This window comes from Priestia megaterium NBRC 15308 = ATCC 14581, from assembly GCF_000832985.1.
GTDB classification, from domain to species: domain Bacteria; phylum Bacillota; class Bacilli; order Bacillales; family Bacillaceae_H; genus Priestia; species Priestia megaterium.
The window spans coordinates 2,650,777-2,675,491 of record NZ_CP009920.1; the positions used below are offsets into that span (position 1 = coordinate 2,650,777).

The 24,715-nt window shown below is 38.3% G+C and carries 30 protein-coding genes, 1 tRNA gene and 1 riboswitch; of the genes, 17 read left to right on the forward strand and 14 right to left on the reverse strand.

The features are described from left to right. The first annotated feature begins 45 nt into the window (after positions 1–45). Entirely contained in the window at positions 46–990 is a 945-nt protein-coding gene (locus tag BG04_RS14200) for a nucleoside hydrolase (protein WP_034654535.1), read from the forward strand. Between the two features lie 34 nt (positions 991–1,024). Here the strand turns inward: BG04_RS14200 and BG04_RS14205 are convergent, their stop codons facing one another. The 3 genes from BG04_RS14205 to BG04_RS14215 are packed head-to-tail and all read right to left on the reverse strand — an operon-like array spanning position 1,025 to position 3,299. Then, on the reverse strand, positions 1,025–1,759 hold the full coding sequence (locus BG04_RS14205) for an amino acid ABC transporter ATP-binding protein (RefSeq protein WP_013081645.1): 735 nt from the start codon (positions 1,757–1,759) through the stop codon (positions 1,025–1,027). Between the two features lie 30 nt (positions 1,760–1,789). Then, positions 1,790–2,494, reverse strand: coding sequence for an amino acid ABC transporter permease (locus BG04_RS14210; RefSeq protein ID WP_016762949.1), 705 nt, complete (start codon positions 2,492–2,494; stop codon positions 1,790–1,792). Beyond that, positions 2,478–3,299 carry an amino acid ABC transporter substrate-binding protein gene (locus BG04_RS14215; RefSeq protein ID WP_013081647.1) on the reverse strand — a complete coding sequence of 274 codons (822 nt, stop codon included), beginning with the start codon at positions 3,297–3,299 and terminating at the stop codon, positions 2,478–2,480. The genes BG04_RS14210 and BG04_RS14215 overlap by 17 nt, the downstream gene beginning before the upstream one ends. A 323-nt stretch (positions 3,300–3,622) precedes the next feature. Here BG04_RS14215 and BG04_RS14220 point away from each other — a divergent pair, with 323 nt between their 5' ends. From BG04_RS14220 to thiD, 9 genes are all read left to right on the forward strand, one after another. Continuing rightward, a complete protein-coding gene (locus BG04_RS14220; RefSeq protein WP_234943472.1) occupies positions 3,623–4,039 on the forward strand; it encodes a fluoride efflux transporter FluC in 417 nt (138 codons plus the stop codon). After that, positions 4,040–4,429, forward strand: a complete 390-nt coding sequence (crcB, locus tag BG04_RS14225) for a fluoride efflux transporter CrcB (RefSeq protein ID WP_034654530.1) — start codon at positions 4,040–4,042, stop codon at positions 4,427–4,429. 47 nt (positions 4,430–4,476) lie between these two features. Continuing rightward, complete coding sequence (locus BG04_RS14230; protein ID WP_013055279.1) at positions 4,477–4,692, forward strand: hypothetical protein; 216 nt, start codon at positions 4,477–4,479, stop codon at positions 4,690–4,692. A gap of 162 nt (positions 4,693–4,854) precedes the next feature. After that, positions 4,855–4,956, forward strand: a riboswitch (TPP riboswitch). Positions 4,957–5,077: 121 nt separating this feature from the next. Continuing rightward, positions 5,078–5,701: a thiamine phosphate synthase gene (locus tag BG04_RS14235; RefSeq protein ID WP_034655313.1), complete on the forward strand. Its 624-nt coding sequence runs from the start codon at positions 5,078–5,080 to the stop codon at positions 5,699–5,701. Then, positions 5,685–6,812, forward strand: a complete 1,128-nt coding sequence (gene thiO / locus BG04_RS14240; RefSeq protein ID WP_034654527.1) for a glycine oxidase ThiO — start codon at positions 5,685–5,687, stop codon at positions 6,810–6,812. The genes BG04_RS14235 and thiO overlap by 17 nt, the downstream gene beginning before the upstream one ends. Then, entirely contained in the window at positions 6,809–7,012 is a 204-nt protein-coding gene (gene thiS, locus BG04_RS14245; protein ID WP_013055282.1) for a sulfur carrier protein ThiS, read from the forward strand. Before thiO ends, thiS begins: the two co-directional genes overlap by 4 nt. 5 nt (positions 7,013–7,017) lie before the next feature. Further along, positions 7,018–7,785: a thiazole synthase gene (locus tag BG04_RS14250; protein WP_016762956.1), complete on the forward strand. Its 768-nt coding sequence runs from the start codon at positions 7,018–7,020 to the stop codon at positions 7,783–7,785. After that, positions 7,782–8,801: a thiazole biosynthesis adenylyltransferase ThiF gene (locus BG04_RS14255; RefSeq protein WP_013055284.1), complete on the forward strand. Its 1,020-nt coding sequence runs from the start codon at positions 7,782–7,784 to the stop codon at positions 8,799–8,801. Before BG04_RS14250 ends, BG04_RS14255 begins: the two co-directional genes overlap by 4 nt. A 22-nt stretch (positions 8,802–8,823) precedes the next feature. Beyond that, the gene (gene thiD / locus BG04_RS14260) at positions 8,824–9,633 is read left to right on the forward strand and encodes a bifunctional hydroxymethylpyrimidine kinase/phosphomethylpyrimidine kinase (RefSeq protein WP_016762957.1); all 810 of its coding nucleotides are present in this window, start codon (positions 8,824–8,826) and stop codon (positions 9,631–9,633) included. A gap of 30 nt (positions 9,634–9,663) precedes the next feature. On the opposite strand, the gene gpmA is transcribed toward thiD, so the two are convergent. After that, on the reverse strand, positions 9,664–10,389 hold the full coding sequence (gpmA, locus tag BG04_RS14265) for a 2,3-diphosphoglycerate-dependent phosphoglycerate mutase (protein ID WP_013081653.1): 726 nt from the start codon (positions 10,387–10,389) through the stop codon (positions 9,664–9,666). 181 nt (positions 10,390–10,570) lie between these two features. On the opposite strand from gpmA, the gene BG04_RS14270 reads away from it, so the two are divergent. Then, positions 10,571–10,768, forward strand: a complete 198-nt coding sequence (locus tag BG04_RS14270; RefSeq protein WP_016762958.1) for a hypothetical protein — start codon at positions 10,571–10,573, stop codon at positions 10,766–10,768. 38 nt (positions 10,769–10,806) lie between these two features. Here the strand turns inward: BG04_RS14270 and BG04_RS14275 are convergent, their stop codons facing one another. Beyond that, on the reverse strand, positions 10,807–11,427 hold the full coding sequence (locus BG04_RS14275) for an NAD(P)-dependent oxidoreductase (RefSeq protein ID WP_034654524.1): 621 nt from the start codon (positions 11,425–11,427) through the stop codon (positions 10,807–10,809). A gap of 185 nt (positions 11,428–11,612) precedes the next feature. On the opposite strand from BG04_RS14275, the gene BG04_RS14280 reads away from it, so the two are divergent. Continuing rightward, positions 11,613–12,878, forward strand: coding sequence for a hemolysin family protein (locus BG04_RS14280; RefSeq protein ID WP_034654522.1), 1,266 nt, complete (start codon positions 11,613–11,615; stop codon positions 12,876–12,878). Positions 12,879–12,943: 65 nt separating this feature from the next. Here the strand turns inward: BG04_RS14280 and BG04_RS14285 are convergent, their stop codons facing one another. Further along, positions 12,944–13,162 carry an alpha/beta-type small acid-soluble spore protein gene (locus BG04_RS14285; RefSeq protein WP_013055290.1) on the reverse strand — a complete coding sequence of 73 codons (219 nt, stop codon included), beginning with the start codon at positions 13,160–13,162 and terminating at the stop codon, positions 12,944–12,946. Positions 13,163–13,199: 37 nt separating this feature from the next. Next, positions 13,200–13,275, reverse strand: a tRNA-OTHER gene (locus tag BG04_RS30480). A 257-nt stretch (positions 13,276–13,532) separates the two neighbouring features. On the opposite strand from BG04_RS30480, the gene BG04_RS14290 reads away from it, so the two are divergent. Further along, positions 13,533–13,697, forward strand: coding sequence for a hypothetical protein (locus BG04_RS14290; RefSeq protein ID WP_013055291.1), 165 nt, complete (start codon positions 13,533–13,535; stop codon positions 13,695–13,697). Between the two features lie 23 nt (positions 13,698–13,720). Here BG04_RS14290 and BG04_RS14295 read toward each other — a convergent pair whose 3' ends face one another. The 7 genes from BG04_RS14295 to BG04_RS14325 form a co-directional block, all read right to left on the reverse strand. Beyond that, complete coding sequence (locus BG04_RS14295; RefSeq protein WP_025752961.1) at positions 13,721–14,830, reverse strand: ABC transporter ATP-binding protein; 1,110 nt, start codon at positions 14,828–14,830, stop codon at positions 13,721–13,723. A gap of 139 nt (positions 14,831–14,969) precedes the next feature. Beyond that, positions 14,970–15,872 carry a PucR family transcriptional regulator gene (locus BG04_RS14300; RefSeq protein WP_034654519.1) on the reverse strand — a complete coding sequence of 301 codons (903 nt, stop codon included), beginning with the start codon at positions 15,870–15,872 and terminating at the stop codon, positions 14,970–14,972. 29 nt (positions 15,873–15,901) lie between these two features. Further along, positions 15,902–16,111, reverse strand: coding sequence for a YheE family protein (locus tag BG04_RS14305; protein WP_013081659.1), 210 nt, complete (start codon positions 16,109–16,111; stop codon positions 15,902–15,904). Between the two features lie 66 nt (positions 16,112–16,177). After that, entirely contained in the window at positions 16,178–17,338 is a 1,161-nt protein-coding gene (locus BG04_RS14310) for a YheC/YheD family protein (RefSeq protein WP_034654516.1), read from the reverse strand. Beyond that, positions 17,335–18,684, reverse strand: a complete 1,350-nt coding sequence (locus BG04_RS14315; RefSeq protein WP_034654513.1) for a YheC/YheD family endospore coat-associated protein — start codon at positions 18,682–18,684, stop codon at positions 17,335–17,337. Before BG04_RS14315 ends, BG04_RS14310 begins: the two co-directional genes overlap by 4 nt. A 4-nt stretch (positions 18,685–18,688) precedes the next feature. Further along, positions 18,689–19,771 (reverse strand): YheC/YheD family endospore coat-associated protein, encoded by a 1,083-nt coding sequence (locus tag BG04_RS14320; RefSeq protein WP_230586591.1) that lies wholly within the window; start codon positions 19,769–19,771, stop codon positions 18,689–18,691. After that, a complete protein-coding gene (locus tag BG04_RS14325) occupies positions 19,768–21,111 on the reverse strand; it encodes a YheC/YheD family endospore coat-associated protein (protein WP_034654508.1) in 1,344 nt (447 codons plus the stop codon). The genes BG04_RS14320 and BG04_RS14325 overlap by 4 nt, the downstream gene beginning before the upstream one ends. 187 nt (positions 21,112–21,298) lie before the next feature. On the opposite strand from BG04_RS14325, the gene BG04_RS14330 reads away from it, so the two are divergent. The 4 genes from BG04_RS14330 (at position 21,299) to BG04_RS14340 (ending at position 24,647) form a co-directional block, all read left to right on the forward strand. After that, positions 21,299–21,649, forward strand: coding sequence for a YlbF/YmcA family competence regulator (locus BG04_RS14330; RefSeq protein WP_034654506.1), 351 nt, complete (start codon positions 21,299–21,301; stop codon positions 21,647–21,649). Between the two features lie 180 nt (positions 21,650–21,829). Then, positions 21,830–22,708 (forward strand): Cof-type HAD-IIB family hydrolase, encoded by an 879-nt coding sequence (locus BG04_RS14335; RefSeq protein ID WP_013055300.1) that lies wholly within the window; start codon positions 21,830–21,832, stop codon positions 22,706–22,708. A gap of 150 nt (positions 22,709–22,858) precedes the next feature. Continuing rightward, on the forward strand, positions 22,859–23,017 hold the full coding sequence (locus tag BG04_RS30975; protein WP_162837677.1) for a hypothetical protein: 159 nt from the start codon (positions 22,859–22,861) through the stop codon (positions 23,015–23,017). A 127-nt stretch (positions 23,018–23,144) separates the two neighbouring features. Then, entirely contained in the window at positions 23,145–24,647 is a 1,503-nt protein-coding gene (locus BG04_RS14340; protein WP_170943847.1) for a coproporphyrinogen III oxidase, read from the forward strand. Positions 24,648–24,715: the final 68 nt, after the last annotated feature.

The window sequence follows — 24,715 nt, forward strand, 5'->3', positions numbered from 1 at the left end:
GGTATAGCTATTAGTTAGCAATACATAGAAAAGAGGAGAAGGGAAATGAGCACGAATGTATATTTTAACCATGATGCAGGCATCGATGATTTAGTATCGCTTTTTTTACTGCTGCAAATGGATGATGTAAAAGTAACGGGAGTATCTGTCATTCCCGCTGACGGATATCTAGAGCCAGGTATCAGCGCAAGCCAAAAGATTATTGATCGTTTTGGAAGTTATGATATCGAGGTCGCTAAATCTACTTCACGCGGTATGAATCCATTTCCAAAGGAGTGGCGCATGCATACGTTTTATGTAGATGCACTGCCGATTTTAAATGAAAAAGGGGAAGTACAAACAAAAATAAGTCAGCTCCCTGCCCATGATCATTTAATCGAGACATTGCAGCACACAGCCGGGAAAACAACTTTATTGTTTACAGGACCGTTAACAGATTTAGCAAGAGCATTGGAAAAAATGCCGGAAATAGAAGAGAAAATTGACAAGTTAGTATGGATGGGCGGTACATTTCAAGAGGTAGGAAACGTGCAAGAGCCCGAACACGATGGAACGGCGGAGTGGAATGCTTTTTGGGATCCAGAAGCAGTAGCGAAAGTATGGGAAAGCAAAATTAAAATTGAGATGGTTGCTTTAGAAAGCACGAATCAAGTTCCTTTAACACCGGCTATTCGTCAAATGTGGGCTTCACTTCGAAGATATGAAGGAGTAGACTTTGTAGGGCAGTGCTACGCGGCCTGCCCGCCGCTTGTGCATATTGAAACCAATTCAACATATTATTTGTGGGATGTACTCACAACAGCATTTACAGGGAATTCAACGCTTGTGAAGGTGAAAACCGTTTCGAGTATTGTGCATACAGAAACACCAAGCCAAGGAAGAACAGAAATTTCTGAAGAAGGGCGACCTGTAGATGTCGTATATGATGTCACAGCTGAATCATTCTTTACGTACATTACAGATTTAATGAAAAAAGCAGTAGCCAAATAAAGAAAAAGGTTGCACGTGAAAATGTGCAACCTTTTTAATGAATCATATTTAAAAATTGACGTGTACGCTCTTGTTGAGGATTTGAAAATATTTGATCCGGTGTACCTCTTTCCATAATGACGCCTTGGTCCATAAAAATAACTTCATCTGCTACTTCACGGGCAAAGCGCATTTCATGAGTTACCACCACCATCGTCATTCCTTCTTTTGCCAAGTCTTTCATCGCTTGAAGAACGTCTCCTACAAGCTCAGGATCAAGAGCTGAAGTAGGCTCATCAAACAGCATAACTTTTGGGTCCATCGCCATTGCTCTGGCGATGCCAACACGCTGTTGTTGTCCGCCAGACAGCTGGAAAGGATAAAAGTCGAGCTTATCTCCTAAGCCAACTCGTGTTAATAATTCTTTCCCTCTTTTTTCTGCTTCTTGAGTGGAAACACCTTTTACAATTACAGGCCCTTCCATAACATTTTCAAGCGCACTTTTATGAGGAAACAAGTTATAGTTTTGAAAGACCATACCTGTTAGACTTCGAAATGAAGTAATGTCTTTTTTACGAACAGGCTTGGTGAAATTCATGCTTTTTTTATCAAGTTCAATCGTGCCGTCTGTTGGGATTTCTAAAAGGTTTAAGCAACGTAAAAAAGTAGTTTTACCCGATCCAGAAGGACCGATTAATACAATTACCTTGCCCTGTTCAACTTCTAAATCAATCCCTTTTAATACTTGCAAATCACCGAATGATTTATGCAAATTTTTGATATTAATCATATAAAAAACTCCTTTAGCTACTCGAAACGGTTATTTAGATACGTAACGATCTAGTCTTATTTCAATGCGTCCTTGAATAATGGATAAGATTGTACACATAATCCAGTACAAGAGCGCTGCTTCACTATAAAGAAGTAAAAATTCATAGTTAGTCGAAGCAATTTCTTGAGCTTTACGGAACATCTCAGAAACAAGAATAAGCGATGCAAGTGACGTATCTTTAATAAGGCTAATAAAAGAGTTAGATAATGGCGGAATCGATACACGTGCTGCTTGCGGTAAAATAATCCGTCTTAACGCTTGGGAATAGGTCATACCAAGTGAGTAACCAGCTTCCCACTGTCCTTTAGGAATAGATTGAATCGCTGCTCGGATAATTTCAGATGCATACGCACCTACACTTAATGAAAATCCAATAACAGCAGAGATAAATGGGTCAATTGTTATATCTAAATTGGGTAAGCCGTAGAAAATAATAAATAATTGCACAAGCAGCGGTGTACCTCGAATAATCGATACATAGATGCGCGCAATTATATTTAAAACTTTTATAGATGATAAACGAGCCAAGGCTGTTAAGACAGCTAAAATGATACCGAGTACAAACGTGATTAATGTTAGTGGAATAGAATATTGAATAGCTCCCTTTAGCATTGGTAAGAGAGATGATTGAGCGATTGAAATCAATTGATTCAATCGCTCTCCATCAGGAAAAATATTATTTAGGAGAAACATCTTCGCCAAACCATTTCTTAGAAATCTTTGCGTATGTTCCGTCTTTTTTCATATCTTTCAATGCTTTGTTTACTTCATCCACTAACTTACCGCTGTCTTTTCTAAACATAAAGCCGCTTGCAGCACCATCGGATTTTTCATCCGCGATTTTGATAGGTGCGTTAGGGTGCTTTTTCTTATAGTCAAGGAACGATAATTTATCGTTGATTGTAGCATCAACACGGTTTGCGCTCATTAGTTCTACTGCTTGAGCAAAACCTTCAGCACTCGTAATGTTTGCACCATAAGATTGAGCCATGTCTTTGTAGTTACTTGTTAATGACTGCGCTGATTTTTTTCCTTTTAAATCTTTAAATGATTTGATATCTTTTTCGTCTTTACGAACAATTAATACAGCGCCTGACTGGATGTATGGATCAGAGAAATCGTATTTCTTTTGACGATCTTCACGAATACCCACTTCGTTAGCAATCATGTCAAAGCGTTTAGCATCTAATCCGGCAAACATGCCATCCCACTGTGTTTCTTTGAACTCAGCTTTTACGCCAAGACGTTTAGCTACTTCTTGAGCCAATTCTACATCAAACCCAGTTAGCTTTTGTTTGTCATCATGAAAAGTGAACGGAGGGTATGTACCTTCAGTTCCAATTGTTAATACGCCATCTTTTTTCACTTTATTATATAAATCCTCTTGTGAAGATTTATTGTCTCCATTGTTTGCTTCATTTTTTGAGCTAGAACCGCATGCGGCAAGCACAACTGTGAAAGCTAATAGTAGCGACAAAAGTGCAGCAAATTTCTTCATTTTCTAAACCCCCTAGTATTCTGATAGGAAATGATACTCTGTGATACTAAACAAGAACACAGCAAAAGTCAACAAAAAAAACTTATACGATTAATGTGACTTAAAATAAGGGAAATATACCTTCTATACACGGTTTGTCATAAGGATACAGAAAGATTTTAAAATTTGGATTAAGTGGATTTTTAAGGGAGATTTGAGGAGTAAAAAGGAAGTTTCATGCGACGATTTTCTCTTTCATTTTTTCATGACTTTTGGTGCAATAAACATATAGTTGAATGTTAAGGTAGAAATAAATTCCTTATGGTACACTTAAAGAAGAATTTATGAAACGGAGCGATATGATGAAAGCCATAAACTTAATCTCAATTGCCTTTGGTGCTATCGCTGGTACATATGCACGTTATTTGCTGAATCTTTCCTTATTATATGCGGGCTACCCAATAGGAACGGTAATTGAAAACCTATTAGGAAGCTTCATACTAGGCCTATTAACAGGATTTTTTGTGTGGAAAAAGCCAAAAGAATGGATAAAGCTTGGACTAGGAGTTGGCGTATGCGGCGGTTTTACAACGTATTCAACGTTTGCAGGAGACGTCATTTCTCTCACTCAGCGCCATTTATTTTGGGGAGCCATTTATGTAATGGTCTCTTTAGTAGGTGGAATCCTTCTTGCTTTAGCAGGCTATCTATGCGGTGAAGCGGCAGGGAAAAATTTAGTGAAAGTACATGAGGTGAAGTAAATGAGCATAGTGAGCTTGGCACTTGGCGGGGCAGCTGGAGGAATATGCCGTTATCTTTTGGGTTTAAAAGTTACAAAAACAGTTTCAAACCCTCTTTTTCCAGTATCAATGCTGTTTGTAAACTTGCTCGGTGCGTTTGGGCTTGGTCTTTTTTACGGTAGTTATTATGGAAAGGTTCCGAGTCATGCTTATGATGATTCAATATTTTTAATGATTGGCATTGGGTTTTTTGGTGCCTTTACCACTTTTTCAACGTTCAGTGTGGAAACCGTACAGTTAATTCGAGAAAAATCTTATCGGAAAATGCTGGCGTACGTGGGGATTTCAGCATTTGGAACAGTTGGTTTATTTACAGTCGGTTTACTGGCAGGAACATTTTTATTTAAGTAAAGAGAACGTTTCTAGTAGGGAAAAACAAAAAGACGGAGAAGTAGAGAATGGATAGAAAAGCAGAAGTTTGGAAATACATTTTGTTGATTGTAGCTGTTGCAGGTCAGATCATCGGTTTTTTATTTTTATTTATAAATGTTGTGGCGGCATTTATTTTTTACGGTTTTTATATTCTAACTTTTATTATGTTACTCCTGCTGTTTATATGGGATCGGAAAAAGGAAAAAGACAAGGAAGAATTTGACGACTATACCGATTACTAATCATATAAAAAGCAGAATGATGCGGTGCGCCGGACCTCTTACTTAGTAAAGAAGCATAAAAGATACATCTATAAAAGGAAGAGAGCCGTAAGAGCATAAAGAGATATTGTATTTACATCTAGTTGTGTTATAATTTTAAGTGCGAAAACAAAATCAATAAATAGCAATCACTAGGGGAGCTTTTTGAAGCTGAGACGAATGTATTTCGGACCCTTTGAACCTGATCTGGTTTGGACCAGCGTAGGGAAGTGGCGATCATGTTTACATAACGATGCATGCTAACCACTCTACGTTGTAGAGTGGTTTTTTGTATGTAATAAAGCCCTCTACACAAGATGAGGTGATTGAAATTTCTCTTTATTCTGAATGGAAAGGTTTCGATCATGTGGATATTCCTAAATTTCATGTCATTACAACAGATAAGCAGCCAATCGAAGAGCTTCAAAAAGTTTTAACGGCTATCGCGCCTTTTACGGGCGCCGTTCATATTAGAGAAAAAGAGAAAACGGCAAAGCAGATTCAATGTTTACTAGAAAGCTTGCCATTTTGTCGCTCTAAAATTATTGTGAATGACCGAGTTGATGTAGCGCATGCTTTAAAAGTAAAAGGCGTACAGCTTGCTTATCATAGTTTAGACGTTTCGATTGTTATAGACGCATTTCCTTCTCTTATTGTCGGAAAATCAGTTCACTCTGTGGAAGAGGCTTTAGAAGCTGAAAAAGATGGTGCTCACTACATTCTATACGGACATATTTATTCAACACATTCAAAAAAAGGATTAAAAAGTCGAGGGGTAGCAGCACTAAAAGAAGTAGTAGATGCTGTGCAGATACCGGTTATTGCCATTGGAGGAATTACACCTGTAAATGCCAAAGAGGTGCTTCAAACAGGAGCACACGGTATAGCTGTGATGTCTGGTGTCATGCTTGCGCAAGATCCCCTCAAAGCGATTAAACAATATTCTCATATATGGACATCTGGAGGTGGAGAAAATGAAGCAGCATTATGATGTACTGTTAATCGGAGGAGGTATAATCAGCTCTTCTATCGCTTATCATTTGTCAAAACAAGGAGCGTCAGTAGCTATTCTTGAACGCAATCAAATTGGTTGTGAAGCTTCAAGTGCAGCCGCTGGTATTTTAGGTGCTCAAGCTGAAATTGATGAAGAAGGTCCTCTTTTAGACCTTGCTATTAAGAGCAGAAGCATGTTTCCTGAACTGGTGAAGGAACTAAAAGAAAAAACGGCCATCGACGTAGAGCTCATTCAAAAAGGCTTATTAAAAGTTGCTGTAACAGAAGAAGATGCACACGTATTAAAGAAAAAAGCCGCTCAGCACCACGGGTGGGATGAACATGTAAGATGGATCGATGTAAAAGAAGCGCGTTTGTTAGAACCCGGGCTCTCTCCAGACATATACGGAGCCATTACAATACCGGGAGACGGCCAGCTAGCTCCGGCTAAGTTAACGCAAGCTCTTGCTCATGGAGCCTTGTATCACGGAGCAGATGTATTCGAATACTGTGACGTTCATTCTCTTATTATGGAAAGTGAAACAGTAAAAGGTGTACAGACGTCCAAAGGCTCTTTTTATGGAGAAAAAGTAGTTATCGCAGCAGGCTCATGGGCTAAACGCTTTATTTCTTCTGAACATTTAGGTCACGTGTTTCCCGTAAAAGGGGAGTGTATTGCTCTTCGAAGTCATAAGCCGCTGCTTTCTAAAACGATTTTTTTAGATGAAGGTTTTTACTTAGTGCCTAAGACTGGTGGAAGAATCGTAATCGGGGCAACTAAGTTACAGCATGACTTTACCAAGACGGTTTCTGCACAAGGTATTCAATTTTTGCTGAATAAAGCTTCGGCGCTTCTGCCAGCTATTAAAGAAGCCACATTTGAAAAAGCATGGGCTGGTCTTCGTCCGCAAACAAATGATGGCTGGCCTTATTTAGGAGAGCATCCTGAAATAGCGAATCTACACATGGCGTTTGGCCACTACCGAAACGGTATTTTATTAAGTGCTGCAACTGGAAAAATTATGGCTGATGCTTTGTTAGGGAAAAAGCCGAATCATTCATTTTTTACATCATTTCAGCTAACAAGAGTAATGGAGGGAGTTCATTGAATCTAATCATTAATGGTAAGACCGTTACTTTTGGAGATGAAATTGAAACGGTCGAGCACTTGTTGCAGGCTCAGAACCTGCATGAACGAGTGGTAATTGTTGAGCTAAACAAGAACATTTTGCAAAAAGAAGAACATAGCGATGCATGCTTAAAAGATGGCGATATATTAGAAGTTGTTTCATTTGTCGGAGGAGGATGAAGAGTATGTTAAAAATTGGACAATATACATTTAATTCACGTTTATTATTAGGGACAGGGAAATTTCCTGACTTTACGACTCAGCGTCAAGCGGTAGAAGAGTCAGAAACAGAAGTTTTAACATTTGCTGTGAGACGAATGGATATTTTTGATCAAAATCAACCTAATTTATTAGAAGCGCTTGATGTGAAGCGTTTCACTCTTTTGCCTAACACTGCTGGAGCAAAAAATGCAGAAGAGGCCGTACGTATTGCTAAATTAGCAAAGGCTTCTGGACTTTGTGACATGGTAAAAGTAGAAGTAATTGGATGTGATAAAACGCTGCTTCCTGATCCAGTTGAAACATTAAAAGCCAGTGAAGAACTGTTAAAAGAGGGCTTTACCGTTTTACCTTACACATCAGATGATGTTTTACTTGCACGTCGTTTAGAGGAGTTAGGCGTACATGCCATTATGCCAGGAGCTTCGCCTATCGGTTCAGGTCAAGGTATTATTAATCCGTTGAACATGCGTTTTATCATTGAACAATCAACTGTTCCAGTAATTGTAGATGCAGGTATTGGAACGGCTTCAGACGCAGCTCAAGCTATGGAGCTAGGAGCAGATGGTGTGTTATTAAATACAGCTGTTTCAGGAGCAAAAGATCCTGTGAAAATGGCTCGTGCTATGAAGCTAGCGATTGAAGCAGGACGAGCAGCATTTGAAGCAGGACGTATTGAAAAGAAACAATATGCAACGGCAAGCAGTCCAACAGAAGGGATGAGTATCGGTTGATTAATCGTTATTCCCGCCAAGAATTGTTTCAACCTATTGGAAAAGGCGGACAGCAGCAAATTCAAGAAAAGCATGTTCTGATTGTAGGAGCAGGTGCTCTTGGAACAGGGAACGCGGAGGCACTTGCGCGAGCGGGGGTAAAGAAAATAACGCTCATTGACCGGGACTATGTAGAGTGGAGCAACCTTCAGCGGCAGCAATTGTATAGTGAAAAAGATGCTGATAAAAGAATTCCAAAAGCAATTGCCGCTAAAAAACGGCTTCACGATATTAATCACGATGTAAAAGTAGAAGCGCACGTAGCAGACGGTACCCCTCAAGTTTTAGAACAGCTTGTTGAGGGGGTAGATGTTATGATAGATGCAACCGATAATTTTGACACACGCCTTGTAATGAATGATTTATCACAAAAATATGATATTCCTTGGATTTACGGAGCATGTGTAGGAAGTTATGGAATTAGTTATACTATCATACCAAGTGAAACACCATGTTTATCCTGTTTGCTTGAATCTGTACCGCTTGGAGGGTTAACATGTGATACAGTGGGGATTATTAGTCCTGCTGTCCAAATGGTAGTCGCTCATCAAGTAACAGAAGTGTTAAAAATATTAGTCGGAGACTGGAATGCGCTCAGGAGGGAACTTGTTTCGTTTGACGTATGGAAAAATGAGTATACGAGCATCAATGTGAACGTGTTTCGCAAATCTGCTTGCCGCTCATGCGGCAGTGAACAAACCTATCCCTTTTTACAATATGAAAATCAAACGAAAACAGCTGTGTTATGCGGAAGAAACACGGTACAAATCCGTCCGGGCAAATCAGCCAAGCAGCCGCTGCAGTCTTTAGGTGAACGATTAAAAGAAAAAGGATATAAAATTGAACAGAATCCGTATCTGCTTTCTTTTTATGTAGATGATTACCGTTTAGTTATGTTTCAAGATGGGCGCGTCTTTGTCCATGGAACAAACGATATAGTAGAAGCAAAGTCACTTTATCATCGGTATATTGGGTAAGAAAGAGATGGAGGTTTCAAGCATGACAGTACCAAAAGCATTAACCATTGCTGGATCAGACAGCGGTGGAGGAGCAGGTATTCAAGCAGATTTAAAAACATTTCAAGAGCGTGACGTTTTTGGCATGTCTGTTATTACAGCTGTGACCGCACAAAATACAGTTGGCGTTCAAGGAGTTTATCCTTTAGAAGTAGAAGCAGTTGAAACGCAGTTAGATTCAATTGCCACTGACTTATTTCCTAATGCAGTGAAGACAGGTATGTTGTTCAGTGCTGATATTATTTACGCAGTGGCTCGTAAAATCAAACAGTACGGACTGCAAAATGTTGTAGTGGATCCCGTTATGATTGCAAAAGGCGGTCAGTCTCTTCTTCAAAGAGAAGCCGTACAGGCTCTAAAAGAATTATTGCCTCTTTGTGAAGTCATTACGCCGAACATACCGGAGGCGGAAGTCATCACGGGTAAAGAAATTCACACGATCGAAGACCGAAAAGAAGCGGCAAAACAGATTCATGAGCTAGGTGTAAAGCACGTGGTAATTAAAGGCGGACATGATCAATCTCATCAAGATATGATTGATATAGTGTATGATGGTCATAAGTACGTTGAAATCACACATGAAAAGATGAATACAAAGCATACACATGGAACGGGATGCACGTTTGCTGCTTGCGTCACAGCTGAACTAGCGAAAGGCAAAAGCGTGGTTGAAGCAGTTCAAACTGCCTCGGATTTTGTTCACTATGCGATTAAGCACACACTTGAAATTGGTTCCGGACACGGTCCTACTAATCACTGGGCGTATGGAAAATACTTTCGTTCAAACATATAAAAAAACGTGCCTACAATCTAGGCACGTTTTTTATGAAGAAGGAATATGGGTAGGAATCTCTCCATCGATGCCTAAATAATAATGTCTAAGGGGCTTTAAATTATCATCAAGCTCATAAACAAGCGGCACGCTTGTAGGAATATTCAAGTTCGCAATGCCATCAGGCGAAATGTTATCCAAGTACTGCATCAGAGCCCTAATCGTATTACCGTGAGCGGAAATAATAACCTTTTTGCCAGCTTTAATAGAAGGAGCAATAGTTTCGTCCCAGTATTCTAGAACCCGCTTTTCTGTATCGGCTAAGTTTTCCGTTACAGGAAATTGTCCCTTAGCTAATTCCTTATACTTAGGGTTGGAAGCTTCATAGCGAATATCTGTTGTCTCTAAAGCAGGAGGGCGTTCGTTCATCGACCTTCTCCACAAATGCACTTGCTCTTCTCCAAATTTTTTTGCGGTTTCTTCTTTGTTCAAACCTTGAAGAGCCCCGTAGTGCCGTTCATTCAGCCTCCAAGATTTATACACGGGAATCCACATGAAGTCCATTTGATGTAAGACAATCCATAGAGTGCGAATGGATCGTTTTAAAACAGAAGTATAGGCAATATCAAAAGTATATTCGTTTTTCTTTAGTACTTTTCCAGCTTCTCGCGCTTCTTGCAATCCATTTTTAGAAAGATCTACATCCGTCCAGCCTGTAAATTTATTTTCAAGATTCCACACGCTTTGTCCGTGCCGAATCAACACAAGTTTTATCATCGTGTTCTCCTTTCAACAGTGACTAAGGACTCTATTCTTTTTTATTATGAGAAGGAAAGAGTTTTTTATCCTAAAGCCGAGGAAAGGAGTTTTTATCATTTAGAAAAAGTGATGCCGAAAAGTAAAGCTTTAACTTTTTTACGCATATGATAAAAATAAAAAAGGGAAGGGAAGATAGTGGATGAGTGACCAAGAACGTCAGATTCAAGCGCTGCACGGCCAAATTGAAGATTTAAAAGAAGAAATGTATCAGATGAAGCTTGATATTAGCACATTAGAGAAAGAAAAAGGAAAGCCTGTTTTGACACCGGCTCTCGTTGGTCAAATAGGAGGTTTTGTTCTAGGTGGATTAGCTATAATCGGTATTTTCTGGATGTAGAACTTCTCGTTTTGAAAACGAAAAGTTCTCCTGATTTTTTAATAAGCAATTCCAACGCGGCATTTGGGGAATTTTTGAGCCCATATCTCATGGTAGGTAAAATGAGCGGTATCTCCCGTTGAAATTTTAACGGCATCAGCTGGTAAAATTTCTTTTTCCATTCGATACGTGCCTGTTATTTCACCCTCAGGCAAGTATGTTGGGCATATAACCGTCCAGTTTAGATCACTTTCCTTCAAGTGTAAGTATCCTTTTAAATGATCTTCTGCTGCTCTGGTCGTTTTACGCTTTGATTCATTTGATTGAAAACGATACTTTTCTGGTTCTGTTCGTGATTGTAAGATGCCTGCAGTTCCAATAGTAAGAATACGATGAACGCCATAATACTTCATGCTGTTTATAATAAGCGGCATACTTTTTGAAATCGTCTCTGCACCATCTGTATTTAACGCGCTGACTACGATATCTTGGTGCTTGAGGGCAAAGTTGATATTTTCTTGATGAAGTACATCGCCTTGTAAGATATGTAGGTTTGGATGACTAACCTGTAGCTTATTGCGGTCTCTAACAAGTACAGTAACGTCGTTTTCATCTTTTAGCATCATTTTTAATAAAGACTGTCCAACTCGCCCTGTAGAGCCTAATAGTAAAATTTTCATTGGCTACACCCCTCTATAAAAGATAGTATCTATTCTTTAGGATATACAATCTGTATACTTATTCATAATAAAAAGCATGCGTAGCATAAAGTAATACAAAGTTGATGAATGAAATATTCAACAACAAAAAAATTTGATATGATAAAAAGACAGAAAAATCAAAAAAATAGGAGAGTGAATGTCTTTTGGGAGACTTGCCTCTGAATCAAATGATGATACTAGTCGTTTTGCTTATGTTATCAGCTTTCTTTTCATCTGCTGAGACAGCCTTTTCAAGCGTAAATAAAATTCGTTTAAAACATTACGCTGAGAAAAAATATCGGGGAAGTAAAAAAGCGCTGCATATTGCTGAACACTTTGAGCAGACGCTATCGACAATTTTAGTAGGAAATGTTGTCGTAAACATTGCTGCGTCCTCTTTGGCAGCTAAAATTGCCCTCGATATGTTTAAAGGAAACCTAGCACTTGTGATTAGTATCATTGTTATGACCATCATCATTTTGATTTTTGGTGAAGTCTTGCCAAAATCGTTAGCTAAAGAGCATGCCGAATCTTTTGCGCTGATGATTTCTTCCTTGTTATTTATTATTATTAAATTGTTAACCCCGATTTCCTTCTTATTTTTACAGGTAAAAAAAGGAACTTATCACTTGTTAACGTCTGCTCCTACACCAACGATTACAGAAGATGAAATTAAAGTGATGGTAGATTTAAGCGAAGAAGAAGGAACGATTAATAATATTGAAAAAGAGCTAGTTCATCGTTCACTCAATTTTAATGACATTGTGGTGGGGCAAATTTTAAAACCTAGAATAGATGTCACAGCAGTTGACGTAAATGCCGATATTGATTCGGTTTGTCAAATGTTTCTTGAAGAGAGATATTCAAGAGTCCCTGTATATGAAGATCATATTGATAATATTATTGGCATTTTATCAGAAAGAGAATTTTTAACCTGTTTAATCCAAAGAAAAAAGATTTCTATTCGTGATTTGTTGAGACAACCTATTTTTGTAGTAGAATCCATGAAAATATCTGTTCTATTGCCAGAGCTCCAAAAAAGTAAGGTGCACATGGCAATTGTAGTTGATGAGTTTGGTGGAACGGCCGGTCTTGTGACCTTAGAGGATATATTAGAAGAAATTGTAGGAGAGATTTGGGATGAACATGATGAAGCTGTTAAGTATGTACACCAGATAGGGGAAAAGGAGTACGAATTTAACGCCGACATCCCTATTGATGAATTTTTAACCTATATAGCGGTTAGTTCTCCTGACAGTACGTGCCATACCTTAGGGGGATGGATATATGAGCAGTTTGATCATATCCCTGCTAAAGGAGACTTTTTCTCATATGAAGAGATATTGTTTACCATTAAGGAAGTAGAAAATCGACGTATTCGCAAAGTTTCCGTAAAATCATTTGGGAATAAGAATGAGGAAGCTGATTAAAAGAAACTAGAAAGCGCTCCAAGAGATCTTGGAGCGCTAAAGCCATAATATGAAATTAGTTAATATTAGTACTTGCCGCCTAGGTTTTGCTCAGCTAATTGTACTAAACGTTTTGTGATTTCGCCACCAACAGATCCGTTCGCACGAGCTGTTGCATCTGGTCCTAAGTTTACACCAAACTCACTAGCGATTTCGAACTTCATTTGATCGATAGCAGCTTGAGCACCAGGCGCTACTAACTTGTTTGATGAATTTCTGTTTGATGCGTTTTGATAATTTGCCATGTGTATTCATCTCCTCGTTAGATAAAATAGATTGTAATGGTTGAGTTAGCTGGAGTTGAACCAGCCGAGCAGATGCATCGATTAGATCCGCTTGCCTACCGCGGCGTAACTCAATGCTTGCGAGCTGTTGTACTCGGTTGTTACTAGTATTATGGCGAAAGGGAAAAAACATATACATAGAAAACTATTGGTAATTTATAGAAATTTTTGTGTAGAGTTTGATAAAGAGTAAGAGAGTTTTATTCCGTGCATATTATAGGTACATATTGATCAGGTAAAGCGAGGTGTGCGGATGTCGATTTGTTCCTTATGTAATGGGTTTAGTGATGTACAAATGACGTGCAAAACATGTGGAGGAGTGCTGGGGGATATGGGAAAAGTCAGCGATTATTTTGATGATTACAGTGCTTACATGGAAATCGATCAGTTAAAAGTAGAAAATGGGTATCCTAGTGATTTAGCAAATCACCAATGTATTCATCTCTTTTACTGCTCTACTTGTCACAGTGAAGAATTGAAGCAAATACAGGAATAAAAAAAGACCCCTGGGGGTCTTTTTTATTCGTGTTCAGCACGGATGCGCTGTTCAGATTCTGCATCAAAGAAATGCGCTTTGTTCATATCTAATGCTAAGTCTAGAGACTGAAGCGGTTTAATATCTGTTCTTGAATCTACGCGTGCTACAAAATCTTGTCCGCCAAGTTTAGAATAAAGCATGGTTTCAGCTCCCATTAACTCGGATACATCGACTTTGATTGTAACTTTTGTGCCAGGTGAAGATTCAATAAATACAGGCTCATCATGGAAATCTTCAGGACGGATGCCTAAAATAATTTGTTTGTTTAAATATCCTTGCTCGCGAAGTATTTTCATTTTACCTTCCGGAACTGCAAGAAGAGAATCGCCTACTTGAACCTTTCCGTCTTTTAACGTTCCGGTTAAGAAGTTCATAGCAGGAGAACCAATAAACCCGCCTACAAATACATTTTCAGGTTTTTCATATACTTCTTTTGGTGTACCAACCTGCTGGATAATCCCATCTTTCATAACAACCAGACGAGAAGCCATTGTCATTGCTTCGGTTTGGTCATGTGTTACGTAAATTGTCGTTGTACCCAAACGCTGGTGAAGCTTCGCAATTTCAGAACGCATTTGCACACGTAATTTCGCGTCTAAGTTTGATAAAGGTTCGTCCATCAAGAAGACCTTAGCATCACGAACGATTGCACGACCTAGAGCTACACGCTGACGCTGTCCGCCGGATAATGCTTTTGGCTTACGCTCTAAGTATTGCTCAAGTCCTAAAATACGAGCGGCATCTTTTACGCGGCGTTCGATTTCATCTTTTGGTAATTTACGAAGTTTTAAGCCGAAAGCCATGTTGTCATATACGCTCATATGCGGATACAATGCGTAGTTTTGGAATACCATTGCAATGTCGCGATCTTTTGGAGCAACGTCATTTACACGCTTGCTGTCAATATAAAAATCACCTTTGGAAATTTCCTCTAGCCCTGCAACCATACGAAGCGTTGTCGATTTCCCGCAGCCTGAAGGCCCAACAAATACAATAAATTCTTTATCTTGGATGTGAAGGTTAAAATCTTTTACCGCCGTCACATCTTTATCATACATTTTATAAATATGTTCTAAACGTAATTCAGCCATTTCCATTTCCCCCTTGTATGTACTCTGTGAAACCGTTTTCTTAAATCTAGTGTAATTTTTTTAAATGAAACGGTAAATGGGAAACATGCACAAAAAAAAGAAAGGGTTTTCGTGCACTATTTACGAAAACCCTTTCATTTTATTTTCCATCTTGCGAATTTTTTAAAGCAAGAATGGCTAAGTAAGCAGACACAGCTCCTGTAAAGTGTTTGATATCAAGGTGTGTGCGATCAATAAATTTCTCAATTCTATACTGCAAGCTGTTGCGATGCATGTACAATTTCTTAGCAGCAAGAGATACGTTTAAATTACATTCTAAATAAACTTTAATCGTTTCTAAAAGATCTCCATCATCTTTTACTAAGTCAAGTAAATGTATCATATGATTTTGGATTGCCTCTGAAGACTCTTGCAGAACCAAATGGGGTAAAACGTCGGTAAAATGGATAACATGGTTTTGTTCGACTGTATGCTTAATTTGATAAAACCATTTCTTTTCACGCTCAAAAATTAATCGCGGTGAAGACGGAAAAAAGTGAATTTGTCCTTCAAAGAACTGAATTGAAGTTTCAAAATCATGACATAGCACCTCGATAGAATCTGATAAATTTTCAGTTAAGTCATTAGGATCATTAAAGGTTTCGATGACGATACCTGATTGTTTATCAATCCACAACACAGTAATCGAGGTAGAATACAAGGCGTGAAGCGCATTTTCAAACTCTATTTTTTGTTCAAACAAACGTTTAATTAAAAACTGGGTGAAGCGAAAAGAATGGTGCTTATGATGAGAATGAATGACTTTTTCAGGTGCTTCAAATAACAGGTCTGACCAATACAATTGCTCTGGCGTCAGTAAAGAAATTTTCTCATCATAAGGGGTTAAAAAAGCAGAAAGTAATGCCTGCTCTTTTTGAGATAAAGCGGTGTGTTCAATTCCAATGAAGCCTTCATCACATGAAAACCATTTGTAACGTTCAAATTGAGAAGGGATTTTAGCCTTAATCATTTTATCCCCAAATAGTGTGTGCAACTGTTTCATCTGTGCTCGTTCCCTTCGGTGAAAGCTTACTATTCATAAACGTGAAAAAGCATAAGCTCATGAATATAATCAATTAATTGTGTTTCATCTATTTGATTAGAAGGCGCAGTTTTCCATACAATTTGTCCATCTTTTAAATAATCAGCCTCATAATAAACCCGATTCATATAAAACGAGATATGCCAGCCCGGCATTCGATTATTTTGATACAGCGGTTTAACCTGAAAGTGTGAAACCATAAAGAAAATCTCCTTTCTCAATTAGTTATTATAAGCTTACCATGAGAAAAGGAGATGAAAAATCATTTAATCTAAAAATTTTGTTAATTTGTAAAATATGTTGCATATGTGTTTAGCACCTTGCGTTTGAATATCTGTTTCATCAAAAATCATCGGTTTTGCATTCACTTCAAACAAATAATACTGCCCTTGGGCTGACTTTGCCATATCAAGAGAAAATTCTTCAACTAGAGGGAAGGATTTTTGAAGGACTTGCCCGCACGTATTTACAAAGGACGAAAGAAAGGAAGTATCTACTTCATTTTCTAAATCTTGAAAAGGTGAAATGCTGCCGCCGTTTAACGTATGTGTTGTAATGGATTGATAGGGACTATGTCGAATGCCGACGCCGCTAATAACATATCCGCTATCTTTGTGATGCGCTAAAATACGTAAGTCATAGCGCCTGTCTTTGAATGGTTGCGTCTCAATCGCTTCTTGAATGAGATAAGCAGACCTGGGAAGGTCAATTGCTTGTAAAGAAGAAAATTCTTCTTTGCGTTTATGATCTTGGTAAATAATCGTATGCTTATGGGAAGATAATCGAAAAATTCCAGCACCTTTACTGCTGTTAATAGGCTTAAAGTAAAGGGAAGAGTGCTTTTGCAGAAGCTTAGCAATATCAATTTCTGGTGTTAAACGATAGGTTTTAGGAAGGTGAGAAGATAGTAGTGGCTCCTTTGAAAATAATTGATATACTTTCCATTTTGAAAAAAAAGCGGAATTAAAAAGTGGGATGTGCTTGCCTTTAATTTTTTGATGTAAAGATGTCAGCTTCTTAGTTTCTGATTTTCTTCCTGGATAACGATTATATATAACGTTTGGCAGCGGCAAAGTTGTTTTGATCCACTGCTTTTTTGCACCGTCAAAGCAATACCCTTCAAAGAAGTGATGAGACATTGTTTCTTCAGCGAATAAAGCAAGAAGCCCGCCTTTTTCTTGCAGGGTATGATGTAAGAGTTCCAATAAAGGGCGCTGTTTTACATTCAGTTTTTCCAAAACCGCTTTGTTCGTTAAAACTCCCACAATAGGACCGACTTTTTCTCCTTTTAAACGAAGAAAAGCTTGAGTAGAAGAAATGTTTTGAGTAAAGGGAAGTTCAATTTTTTGAACTCCCCATGTGTAAGATGCTGAAGGGTTATGATGAAACCACTGCTGCTTTTCTTTGTGATAGTAAATTGTAATCATATGCTGATGCCTTCAGGTGTATTTAGATAGTATCCAGATAAGTAAATCGCATATTCTAGAGAAAGTTTTCTAGTTTGTTGATCCGCTTTTCGTAAGGCAGGGTGTGAAAAAATAGAGCGACCGGGCTTGGAGTTAGCTTCAAACAGCCATACGTTTCCTTGATAATCCACTCCAAAATCGAATCCAAGCTCTCCAATTAATCCGTTCAACTCCTGTTCAAGCACATGACTAATTGAGATAGCGGCATCTTTTAGCTTATTTTCAATTTCTTTTTTGTAAGAAGGGTTGGTGAATATTTTAGCTGTAGCTTCAATTTCTCCGCCGTAATCAAGATGCGTAGTGATGCTGTTGGGACCGGCTACTTTAGCAGCCAGAGCAGTAAGCACCCATTGGTTATTCCCGTCTTTATTCGTATGCACGCGAAAGTCTACACAGCGCTTTTCTTTTTTGATTAATGAAATACCTTGCTGAGCAATGTAGGAAGGATTAGTAAGTAAATATTCAAATTCTGATAATAGATCCTCTAAGGTTTCTTTTTCTTGAACATGAAGACCTTTTTCTCCTTTGTAAGTCAGCGTGTACATGGAACTCTTAAAAGATAGGGTATAAATGCCCCGGCCTAAGCTTCCGTTTTTCGGTTTTAAATAAACGGTTTGATGAAGAAGCAGAAGTTTTTTTATTTGCTCACACGAAGGACTTTCAACCGTGTAAGGTAACAAATAGGCTGTCTGCTCGTTCAGTTTTAAAAGCTCATGAATTTCCCACTTGTTGAAAAAATCAGGATTAAAAAATGGAATGCCGTAATCAGTCATCATCTTTTCTTTAATGAACTTAAAAGGAGCTAACCCTTCTGTTTTTCGATTTGGCAAACGATTATATACAACGTTAGGAAGCGGGATTTCATGTTGTGTCCAGCCGCTTTCTTCATAAAAATAGCCGTTTATGGTCCCGGTTTCCCAGTTGATATGATGAGTTCCAAAAATAAAAGGCAGGCCCCCTGTTATACTTGCAGTAGAAAGAAGTTTAGCTAAGTGAAGGGAACGCTTTCCAATTGGCCGCAGCAGAGAACCAGTAAAACCAGCGGATAACACACCGATTAAAGGTCCTAAGTGAATGGTCTCATTCACAATAATAGGATGCATCATATGGGCGAAAGGAATTTGAAGTTTTGTCATTAGCTCAGCTGAAATCTGAATTTCTTCACGTTCTGAAGATTGTATAAGGCATGGAGCTGTCATGGTTCCAAAAGCTGCTTGTTTCAAGGAGTCTTTGTAAAGAGATGCAGGAACAGAAAGATCACAGCCTAGCTGCTCTACTACAACAAGGCGAGTAAGAGTTTTTTTCATAGCATTACTCCTTACGATACGATAGTGTGTTAGCTAAATAGACGCAGTAAGACAGGACATTTTTATACATGACTTCTTTTTGTTCAGGTGCTGTTTCCATTACTATTTTTCTTCCCGGTTTCGAATTTAAATCTAGAATCCAGATGCTGAAGTCTCTCGAGATACATAAATCAATACCTAATTCAAAAAGAGAAGGAAAGTGATTTTCGAGCACGGACGGAATCGTTTTACAAATGGTGTTGATTTCATCCCTTACATATTGACGATGAACGCGAGGAATGCGAGGCAGCAAGTTCTCAAAAGGTACAATAGATGCTCCTGAACTTACATTTGTTACGATAGAGTCCCGTTCACCTTGTCTAATGCCTCTTCCAATTTCTTTCCAAGCACCATCGTTTCCTTTTTGTAATAGCAGTCTTATATCAAAAGGAGTGCGTTCATAAGGGAAAAATGAAATATGGGGTTGAGCAATATACAGTACATCACGGGTGGTTTTCGTAAACCAGTTCTTAAACTCTTGAAAAGAGGAAAATAGAATGGTGTTTACAATGTCATTTTGTTGATAAGAAGCTTCAATTTCACGTCCACGCTGTCTTAATTTCACAATCCCTTTACCTTGTGAGCCGTTGGCAGGTTTAATCATTAGGCTATCGTTTGTTCGAAGCAGCTGAACAAGTTGCTCTACACTTTCGATTGGAGTGGTAGGAGGAATATATGAAGATAAATAGCTATCTTTTTTAATTACTTCATAGACATCTAGCTTATTGGGTAATCCATGGCCTAAAAATGTAACATCTTCCCGCTGTTTAAGCCAGTTTACAATAGGGCGAGCCTTTTTAGACAGAGAGTCTTTTCGATAAAAGCAGCGATCGTAAATAAACGAAGGAAGTAAGAAGGAATCTTCTATCCATTTCTTTTGTTGTAAATCGTAGCGGAAGCCTTCAATATTTTCGGTGTTAGGATGAATGTTAAAAGGAGTAAAACGGTATATTTCAATCGAAAACTCAGAAGCATGTTTAGCAATTTCGGTCACGTACTCCACTTCTTGCTGCGGGTGAATCGTTAAAAAGCCTAATGAAATCATCATAAATCCTCCTTGGGAAATTGAAAATTCGTTGCATGCAGACAATAATCAAGCAGTGCTTTTGTTGATGGACGGACAGAGAAAGCGCTTGAATCAGATTGTTTGGAAGGCTTGACATTTACTTCAATAATCCAAGGCTTTCCTTCTTGATCAATCGCTAAATCAATACCGAATTCGGCATAAAGTTCAGACGGATGAGAAAGCTGCGTGCAAATTTCAATCGCAATCTCTTTTAAAAGTGAAAGGATATGGCGGGTAGTTTTTGAATCATAGAGCTGAGTTAACACTTGCTGAGGAGGATGAATATCTCCTCCACGGGCAAGATTTGAGACGAAATTGCCGGGTTTTGATACACGTGTGACAATGGACGTGATTTTCCACGTCAAGTCGTCTTTTTTATGACAGAGAATGCGGAAATCAAAAGGGCACTGTTTGTATGTCTGCAGTGAAATTCCTTCTTGGATGAGGAATCCTTGCCTTTTTAATTGACTATAAAGCGTTTCAAATAAGTCATAAAGAGATTCATATTCTTTTTCATATGTCTGCGTAAACGTTGTATAGTCTAAAATATACTTCTCTTTTTTTGAAATTTTAAAAATATTTTTTCCTTGGCTACCATGAACAGGCTTCAAAAAAACATCGTCATGAAGTTCCAAAGCGTCAAGAAGATCTTGACGTGAACGAAGCTGATACGTTTTTGGCAAATATGGAAGCAAGTGTACGACATCTTTAAGCTGTTGAAAAACCGTCCATTTATTTAAGTAGCGTGCGTTAAAGAAAGGAACGTCATGTTCTTTTAAAAATGTTTTAAAGGTTTGAAAATCAGCGGTTTGCTCCGTTTTCCTGGCATGAATCCGATTGTGTACGATTCCAGGAAAGGGAACGTCTGAATAAACCCATCGATCAGCGCGATAAACATATCCTTTAGGGGATAATGACTTCACGTCGCTTAATTTACTCACATAGCAAAAACACCCTAACTCCTTGCAAGCTTGAACAAATTCCTTACAAAATACAGAAATGGAGCCAAAGAGTTCTTCATCTTCTCGAACTTCTGTTACGATGCTAATGACGGGTCCCAACCTAAACGTGTTCTCTTCATAAATGCCTCTCAGCTGATGTGCTTCATACGGAAAGCGAAAGTCTGTAAATAGAGCTTCTGACATCATGAAACAGCATTCTCGATGCTGAAAAACGGTGGCTTCGACTTCTTTCGTAATGGAGCCTACTGTTAACGTAAACTCGTGCTTGCACTTCACATGGGAGAACAGAGCAGAACTAATGTAAATGTCGCTGCTCATATGGTTCTCTAGTGGTTTTAGAGAAATGGTAAAAGTATTCATAAACGAATCCTCTTTTTCTTTCCTTTAGTAGGCGAATGCTGATATATACTATGAGGAATTAGCCCAATCTGTGAAGAGAATTTATCGTTTTCTAAGAAAATAAAGGTCTTAAGCTGAATTTTATATAATAATTTGTTATAGTTAGGGAAGTCAAGAAATTATAGAACTTAATTAGGAGGAACTTAACGTGTCTGTAAACTTACATGATGTAGCAAATGATTTAGAAAAAGCAATTCGTCAAAGCGAAGATTACACAAACTTAAAAAACTTATATGCAGCAGTAAACGCTGATCAAGGTTCAAAACAATTATTTGAGCGTTTCCGTACAATGCAAATAGAGTTGCAACAAAAGCAAATGATGGGCCAAGAAATCACTGAAGAAGAAGTTCAGCAAGCTCAACAAACAGTTGCAATCGTTCAACAAGATCAAAATATTGCGAAGCTAATGGAAGCTGAGCAACGTATGAGCATGGTAATTGGTGAATTAAACAAAATTATCATGAAGCCACTTGAAGAACTTTACGGTGCGGCTGAATAAGAGATAGAGAAAAGAGGAAAAGAGAAATCTTTTCCTCTTTTTTTTATGCGGAAATTCCTTCTAATTGTGCAGTTCTGCTCATAAGCTTAGTAACAAGGCTACACATGCCGACTATCATGAAAAGGTCATTTATAACCGTATCCTAACGGATTAGACATCTATGAAAGAAGGGGTTCTCATATGGCTTATCGATTGCTAGCGTTGAATATTGATGGAACCATTTTAAATAGCCAAGGGCGCGTTACAAAAGAAACCAAAGACGCAATTCAATTCGTTAAAAATAAAGGGGTTTACGTTACGTTAGTAACAAACAGGCATTTTCCGTCTGCTAAAAAAATTGCTCGGTCACTTAAAGTTCATCCAGCAATGCTCATTACTCATAGCGGTGCCTTTATCGGAACATCGATAGACAAACCGATACTAGATAAGAGAATTAGCGAGGAAAAAACATTTAATCTCATTCAGCTTTTTGAAAATTTTAATTGTCATGTCCGCATTTTACATGAAAGGTTTTCAATTGGAAATCGTGTAAAGCTTCCTAATAATATCGTAGCTAAAAGCGTGTTGAAAACGGGAGAACCGCTCTTTTATCCCGTGCAGTTCGTAGATTCATTAGGAGATACACTTCGTGATGAACCTGTTTCTACGCCAAAAATAGAAGTTTATTTTGCAGATCGTAGAGAAAAAGAATATGCCGAGCAAACAATTGCTAGTGCAGTTCCGGATATTGAATGGTTTTCGTATCCAAATGAAAATAGATGTTATATTACGCCAAAAGGAGCCACAAAAGCTGCCGGCGTTCGTTATGTAGCAAATCGTCTAGGGATACCAATGGAAGACGTGGTAGCAATTGGAAATTGCTATGATGATTTAGAAACGATTGAACATGCAGGAATGGGTGTGGCCATGGGCAATTCACCAACAGAATTAAAAATGCTTGCGGATTGGGTTACTCGTTCTAATAATGAAAATGGTGTAGCCTATATGGTAAAAGAATTATTTAGAAAGCAGCAGCGCCTTGGTTATCTTCATCAAATTGACAGCTTTCGTTTAAAATAAATAAAGGAAAAAAGAGGCTAGTACAAAAGCAGTTTAGCCGAAGGAAGATCCGAACGATGAATCGAGATTCTTGATAGAGAATCCAATTCGTTCGGATTTTTTTATTGGAAGAGTGAACGTAGATTTCATATATGTACGTGCTTCTAGCAGTTGATTGGAGGGCAAGGCGAAGACTTCCGTGCGAAAAGCGCAAGCGACGAGAAGGCTCATCGCCCGCCCGCGGAAAGCAAAGCCTTGCATGGAAATCAACAAAGTGTAACAAGCGGTTCAGCTCATGTATCTCATTTGTTCGTCTTTAGATTGAATTAATGTTTATGGCTCAATCTCTTTTCCGTTTGTTTCCTGTCCGCGCATTCCCTTGAACTGAGCACCTTGACCGGACATACATAGGTTTTGTAAACTGATTACTTAGATAGAATTGATTTGAAAGGTGATTATATTGAACATTTATATAAAAGGTATAGAAGATGAACGTTTTTTACGTCCGCTTCACCGAATTTCAGATTTGTTTTTTGAAGAAAGCAACGTCTCCTTTGAGGATGATAACGAAGCTCAGCTGAAAGTCGAAGTAGAGCTAAAAGTTCATGAAGAAATTTATGCGAAAGCAGTACTCCATGACGCTGAAACGGACAAAGTGTTTACAGAAGAGCTTGCTAAATCGTTTACGCCATATGAAACAGAAAAAGAAAAATTTAAGCAAATAAAAAATGTGGTGCTTCGCGTCTACTTATCTGTACTACAGGAGTATACAAGCATTGTTCAAAAATGGGGTATTTTAACTGGTATACGTCCAACGAAGCTGCTTCATATGAAACTGCAGTCAGGTAAAAGTAAAGAACAAGCGCATCGTGAGCTAAAGGAAGAATATTTAATCACCGATGACAAAATTAATTTAATGCAGCATATTGTGGATCGTCAACTAGCAGCTATTCCCGATTTACATGAGTTAAAGAACGAGGTAAGCATTTATATAGGCATTCCGTTTTGTCCGACGAAGTGTGCATATTGTACATTCCCAGCATATGCAATTAACGGACGTCAAGGATCCGTTACGTCATTTTTAGGCGGCTTGCATTATGAGATGCGTGAAGTAGGAAAATGGCTAAAAGACAATAACGTCAAGATTACAACCGTCTATTATGGTGGAGGTACACCAACGAGCATTACCGCTGAAGAAATGGACATGCTGTATGAAGAGATGTATGAATCGTTCCCGGATGTACAAAATATCCGTGAAATTACGGTAGAAGCAGGAAGACCCGATACGATTACGGAAGAAAAGCTAGCTGTTTTGAACAAATGGAATATTGACCGGATTAGTGTAAATCCGCAGTCTTATATTCAAGAAACCTTAAAAGCTATTGGACGTCATCATACAGTTGAAGAAACTATTGATAAATTTCATCTTTCTCGAAAAATGGGGATGAATAACATTAACATGGACTTAATTATTGGACTTCCAAATGAAGGTGTAGAAGAATTTCAGCATACGCTAGACGAATCTAAAAAATTGCTTCCTGAATCTTTAACTGTTCATACCCTATCGTTTAAACGCGCGTCTGAAATGACTCAAAATAAACGGAAATACAAAGTGGCAGATCGCTATGAAATTGGTAAAATGATGGATTTAGCGACTGAGTGGACTCAAGAACAAGGGTATGAACCTTATTATTTATATCGCCAAAAAAATATTTTAGGTAATTTAGAGAACGTTGGATATTCATTCCCTGGTCAAGAGAGCCTGTACAATATTATGATTATGGAAGAAAAGCAGACGATTATTGGTCTTGGATGCGGGGCCTCTAGTAAGTTCGTGCATCCAGAAACAGGCATTATCACAAGGTTTGCGAATCCAAAAGACCCAAAATCGTACAACGATGGATTCGAGCACTACACGCAAGAGAAACTCAAGATTTTAGATGAATTGTTTAGGAAATAAAAAGGTCACTTTTTAGTGATCTTTTTTATTTTCGGCAGGGAAATGTCGGAATCTGTTGAATATATAAA

Bases quoted from the DNA above. Each gene is read 5' to 3' on its own strand.
- BG04_RS14250 (WP_016762956.1), top strand. From the start codon at position 7,018: ATGTTAAAAATTGGACAATATACATTTAATTCACGTTTATTATTAGGG.
- BG04_RS14300 (WP_034654519.1), bottom strand. From the start codon at position 15,872: ATGAAACAGTTGCACACACTATTTGGGGATAAAATGATTAAGGCTAAA.
- BG04_RS14270 (WP_016762958.1), top strand. From the start codon at position 10,571: ATGAGTGACCAAGAACGTCAGATTCAAGCGCTGCACGGCCAAATTGAA.
- BG04_RS14290 (WP_013055291.1), top strand. From the start codon at position 13,533: ATGGGAAAAGTCAGCGATTATTTTGATGATTACAGTGCTTACATGGAA.
- BG04_RS14275 (WP_034654524.1), bottom strand. From the start codon at position 11,427: ATGAAAATTTTACTATTAGGCTCTACAGGGCGAGTTGGACAGTCTTTA.
- BG04_RS14200 (WP_034654535.1), top strand. From the start codon at position 46: ATGAGCACGAATGTATATTTTAACCATGATGCAGGCATCGATGATTTA.
- BG04_RS14205 (WP_013081645.1), bottom strand. From the start codon at position 1,759: ATGATTAATATCAAAAATTTGCATAAATCATTCGGTGATTTGCAAGTA.
- BG04_RS14305 (WP_013081659.1), bottom strand. From the start codon at position 16,111: ATGGTTTCACACTTTCAGGTTAAACCGCTGTATCAAAATAATCGAATG.
- BG04_RS14215 (WP_013081647.1), bottom strand. From the start codon at position 3,299: ATGAAGAAATTTGCTGCACTTTTGTCGCTACTATTAGCTTTCACAGTT.
- thiO (WP_034654527.1), top strand. From the start codon at position 5,685: ATGAAGCAGCATTATGATGTACTGTTAATCGGAGGAGGTATAATCAGC.
- BG04_RS14315 (WP_034654513.1), bottom strand. From the start codon at position 18,684: ATGAAAAAAACTCTTACTCGCCTTGTTGTAGTAGAGCAGCTAGGCTGT.
- gpmA (WP_013081653.1), bottom strand. From the start codon at position 10,389: ATGATAAAACTTGTGTTGATTCGGCACGGACAAAGCGTGTGGAATCTT.
- BG04_RS14210 (WP_016762949.1), bottom strand. From the start codon at position 2,494: ATGTTTCTCCTAAATAATATTTTTCCTGATGGAGAGCGATTGAATCAA.
- BG04_RS14335 (WP_013055300.1), top strand. From the start codon at position 21,830: ATGGCTTATCGATTGCTAGCGTTGAATATTGATGGAACCATTTTAAAT.
- BG04_RS14295 (WP_025752961.1), bottom strand. From the start codon at position 14,830: ATGGCTGAATTACGTTTAGAACATATTTATAAAATGTATGATAAAGAT.
- BG04_RS14285 (WP_013055290.1), bottom strand. From the start codon at position 13,162: ATGGCAAATTATCAAAACGCATCAAACAGAAATTCATCAAACAAGTTA.
- BG04_RS14310 (WP_034654516.1), bottom strand. From the start codon at position 17,338: ATGATTACAATTTACTATCACAAAGAAAAGCAGCAGTGGTTTCATCAT.
- BG04_RS14220 (WP_234943472.1), top strand. From the start codon at position 3,623: ATGAAACGGAGCGATATGATGAAAGCCATAAACTTAATCTCAATTGCC.
- BG04_RS14325 (WP_034654508.1), bottom strand. From the start codon at position 21,111: ATGAATACTTTTACCATTTCTCTAAAACCACTAGAGAACCATATGAGC.
- crcB (WP_034654530.1), top strand. From the start codon at position 4,040: ATGAGCATAGTGAGCTTGGCACTTGGCGGGGCAGCTGGAGGAATATGC.
- thiD (WP_016762957.1), top strand. From the start codon at position 8,824: ATGACAGTACCAAAAGCATTAACCATTGCTGGATCAGACAGCGGTGGA.
- BG04_RS14230 (WP_013055279.1), top strand. From the start codon at position 4,477: ATGGATAGAAAAGCAGAAGTTTGGAAATACATTTTGTTGATTGTAGCT.
- BG04_RS14320 (WP_230586591.1), bottom strand. From the start codon at position 19,771: ATGATGATTTCATTAGGCTTTTTAACGATTCACCCGCAGCAAGAAGTG.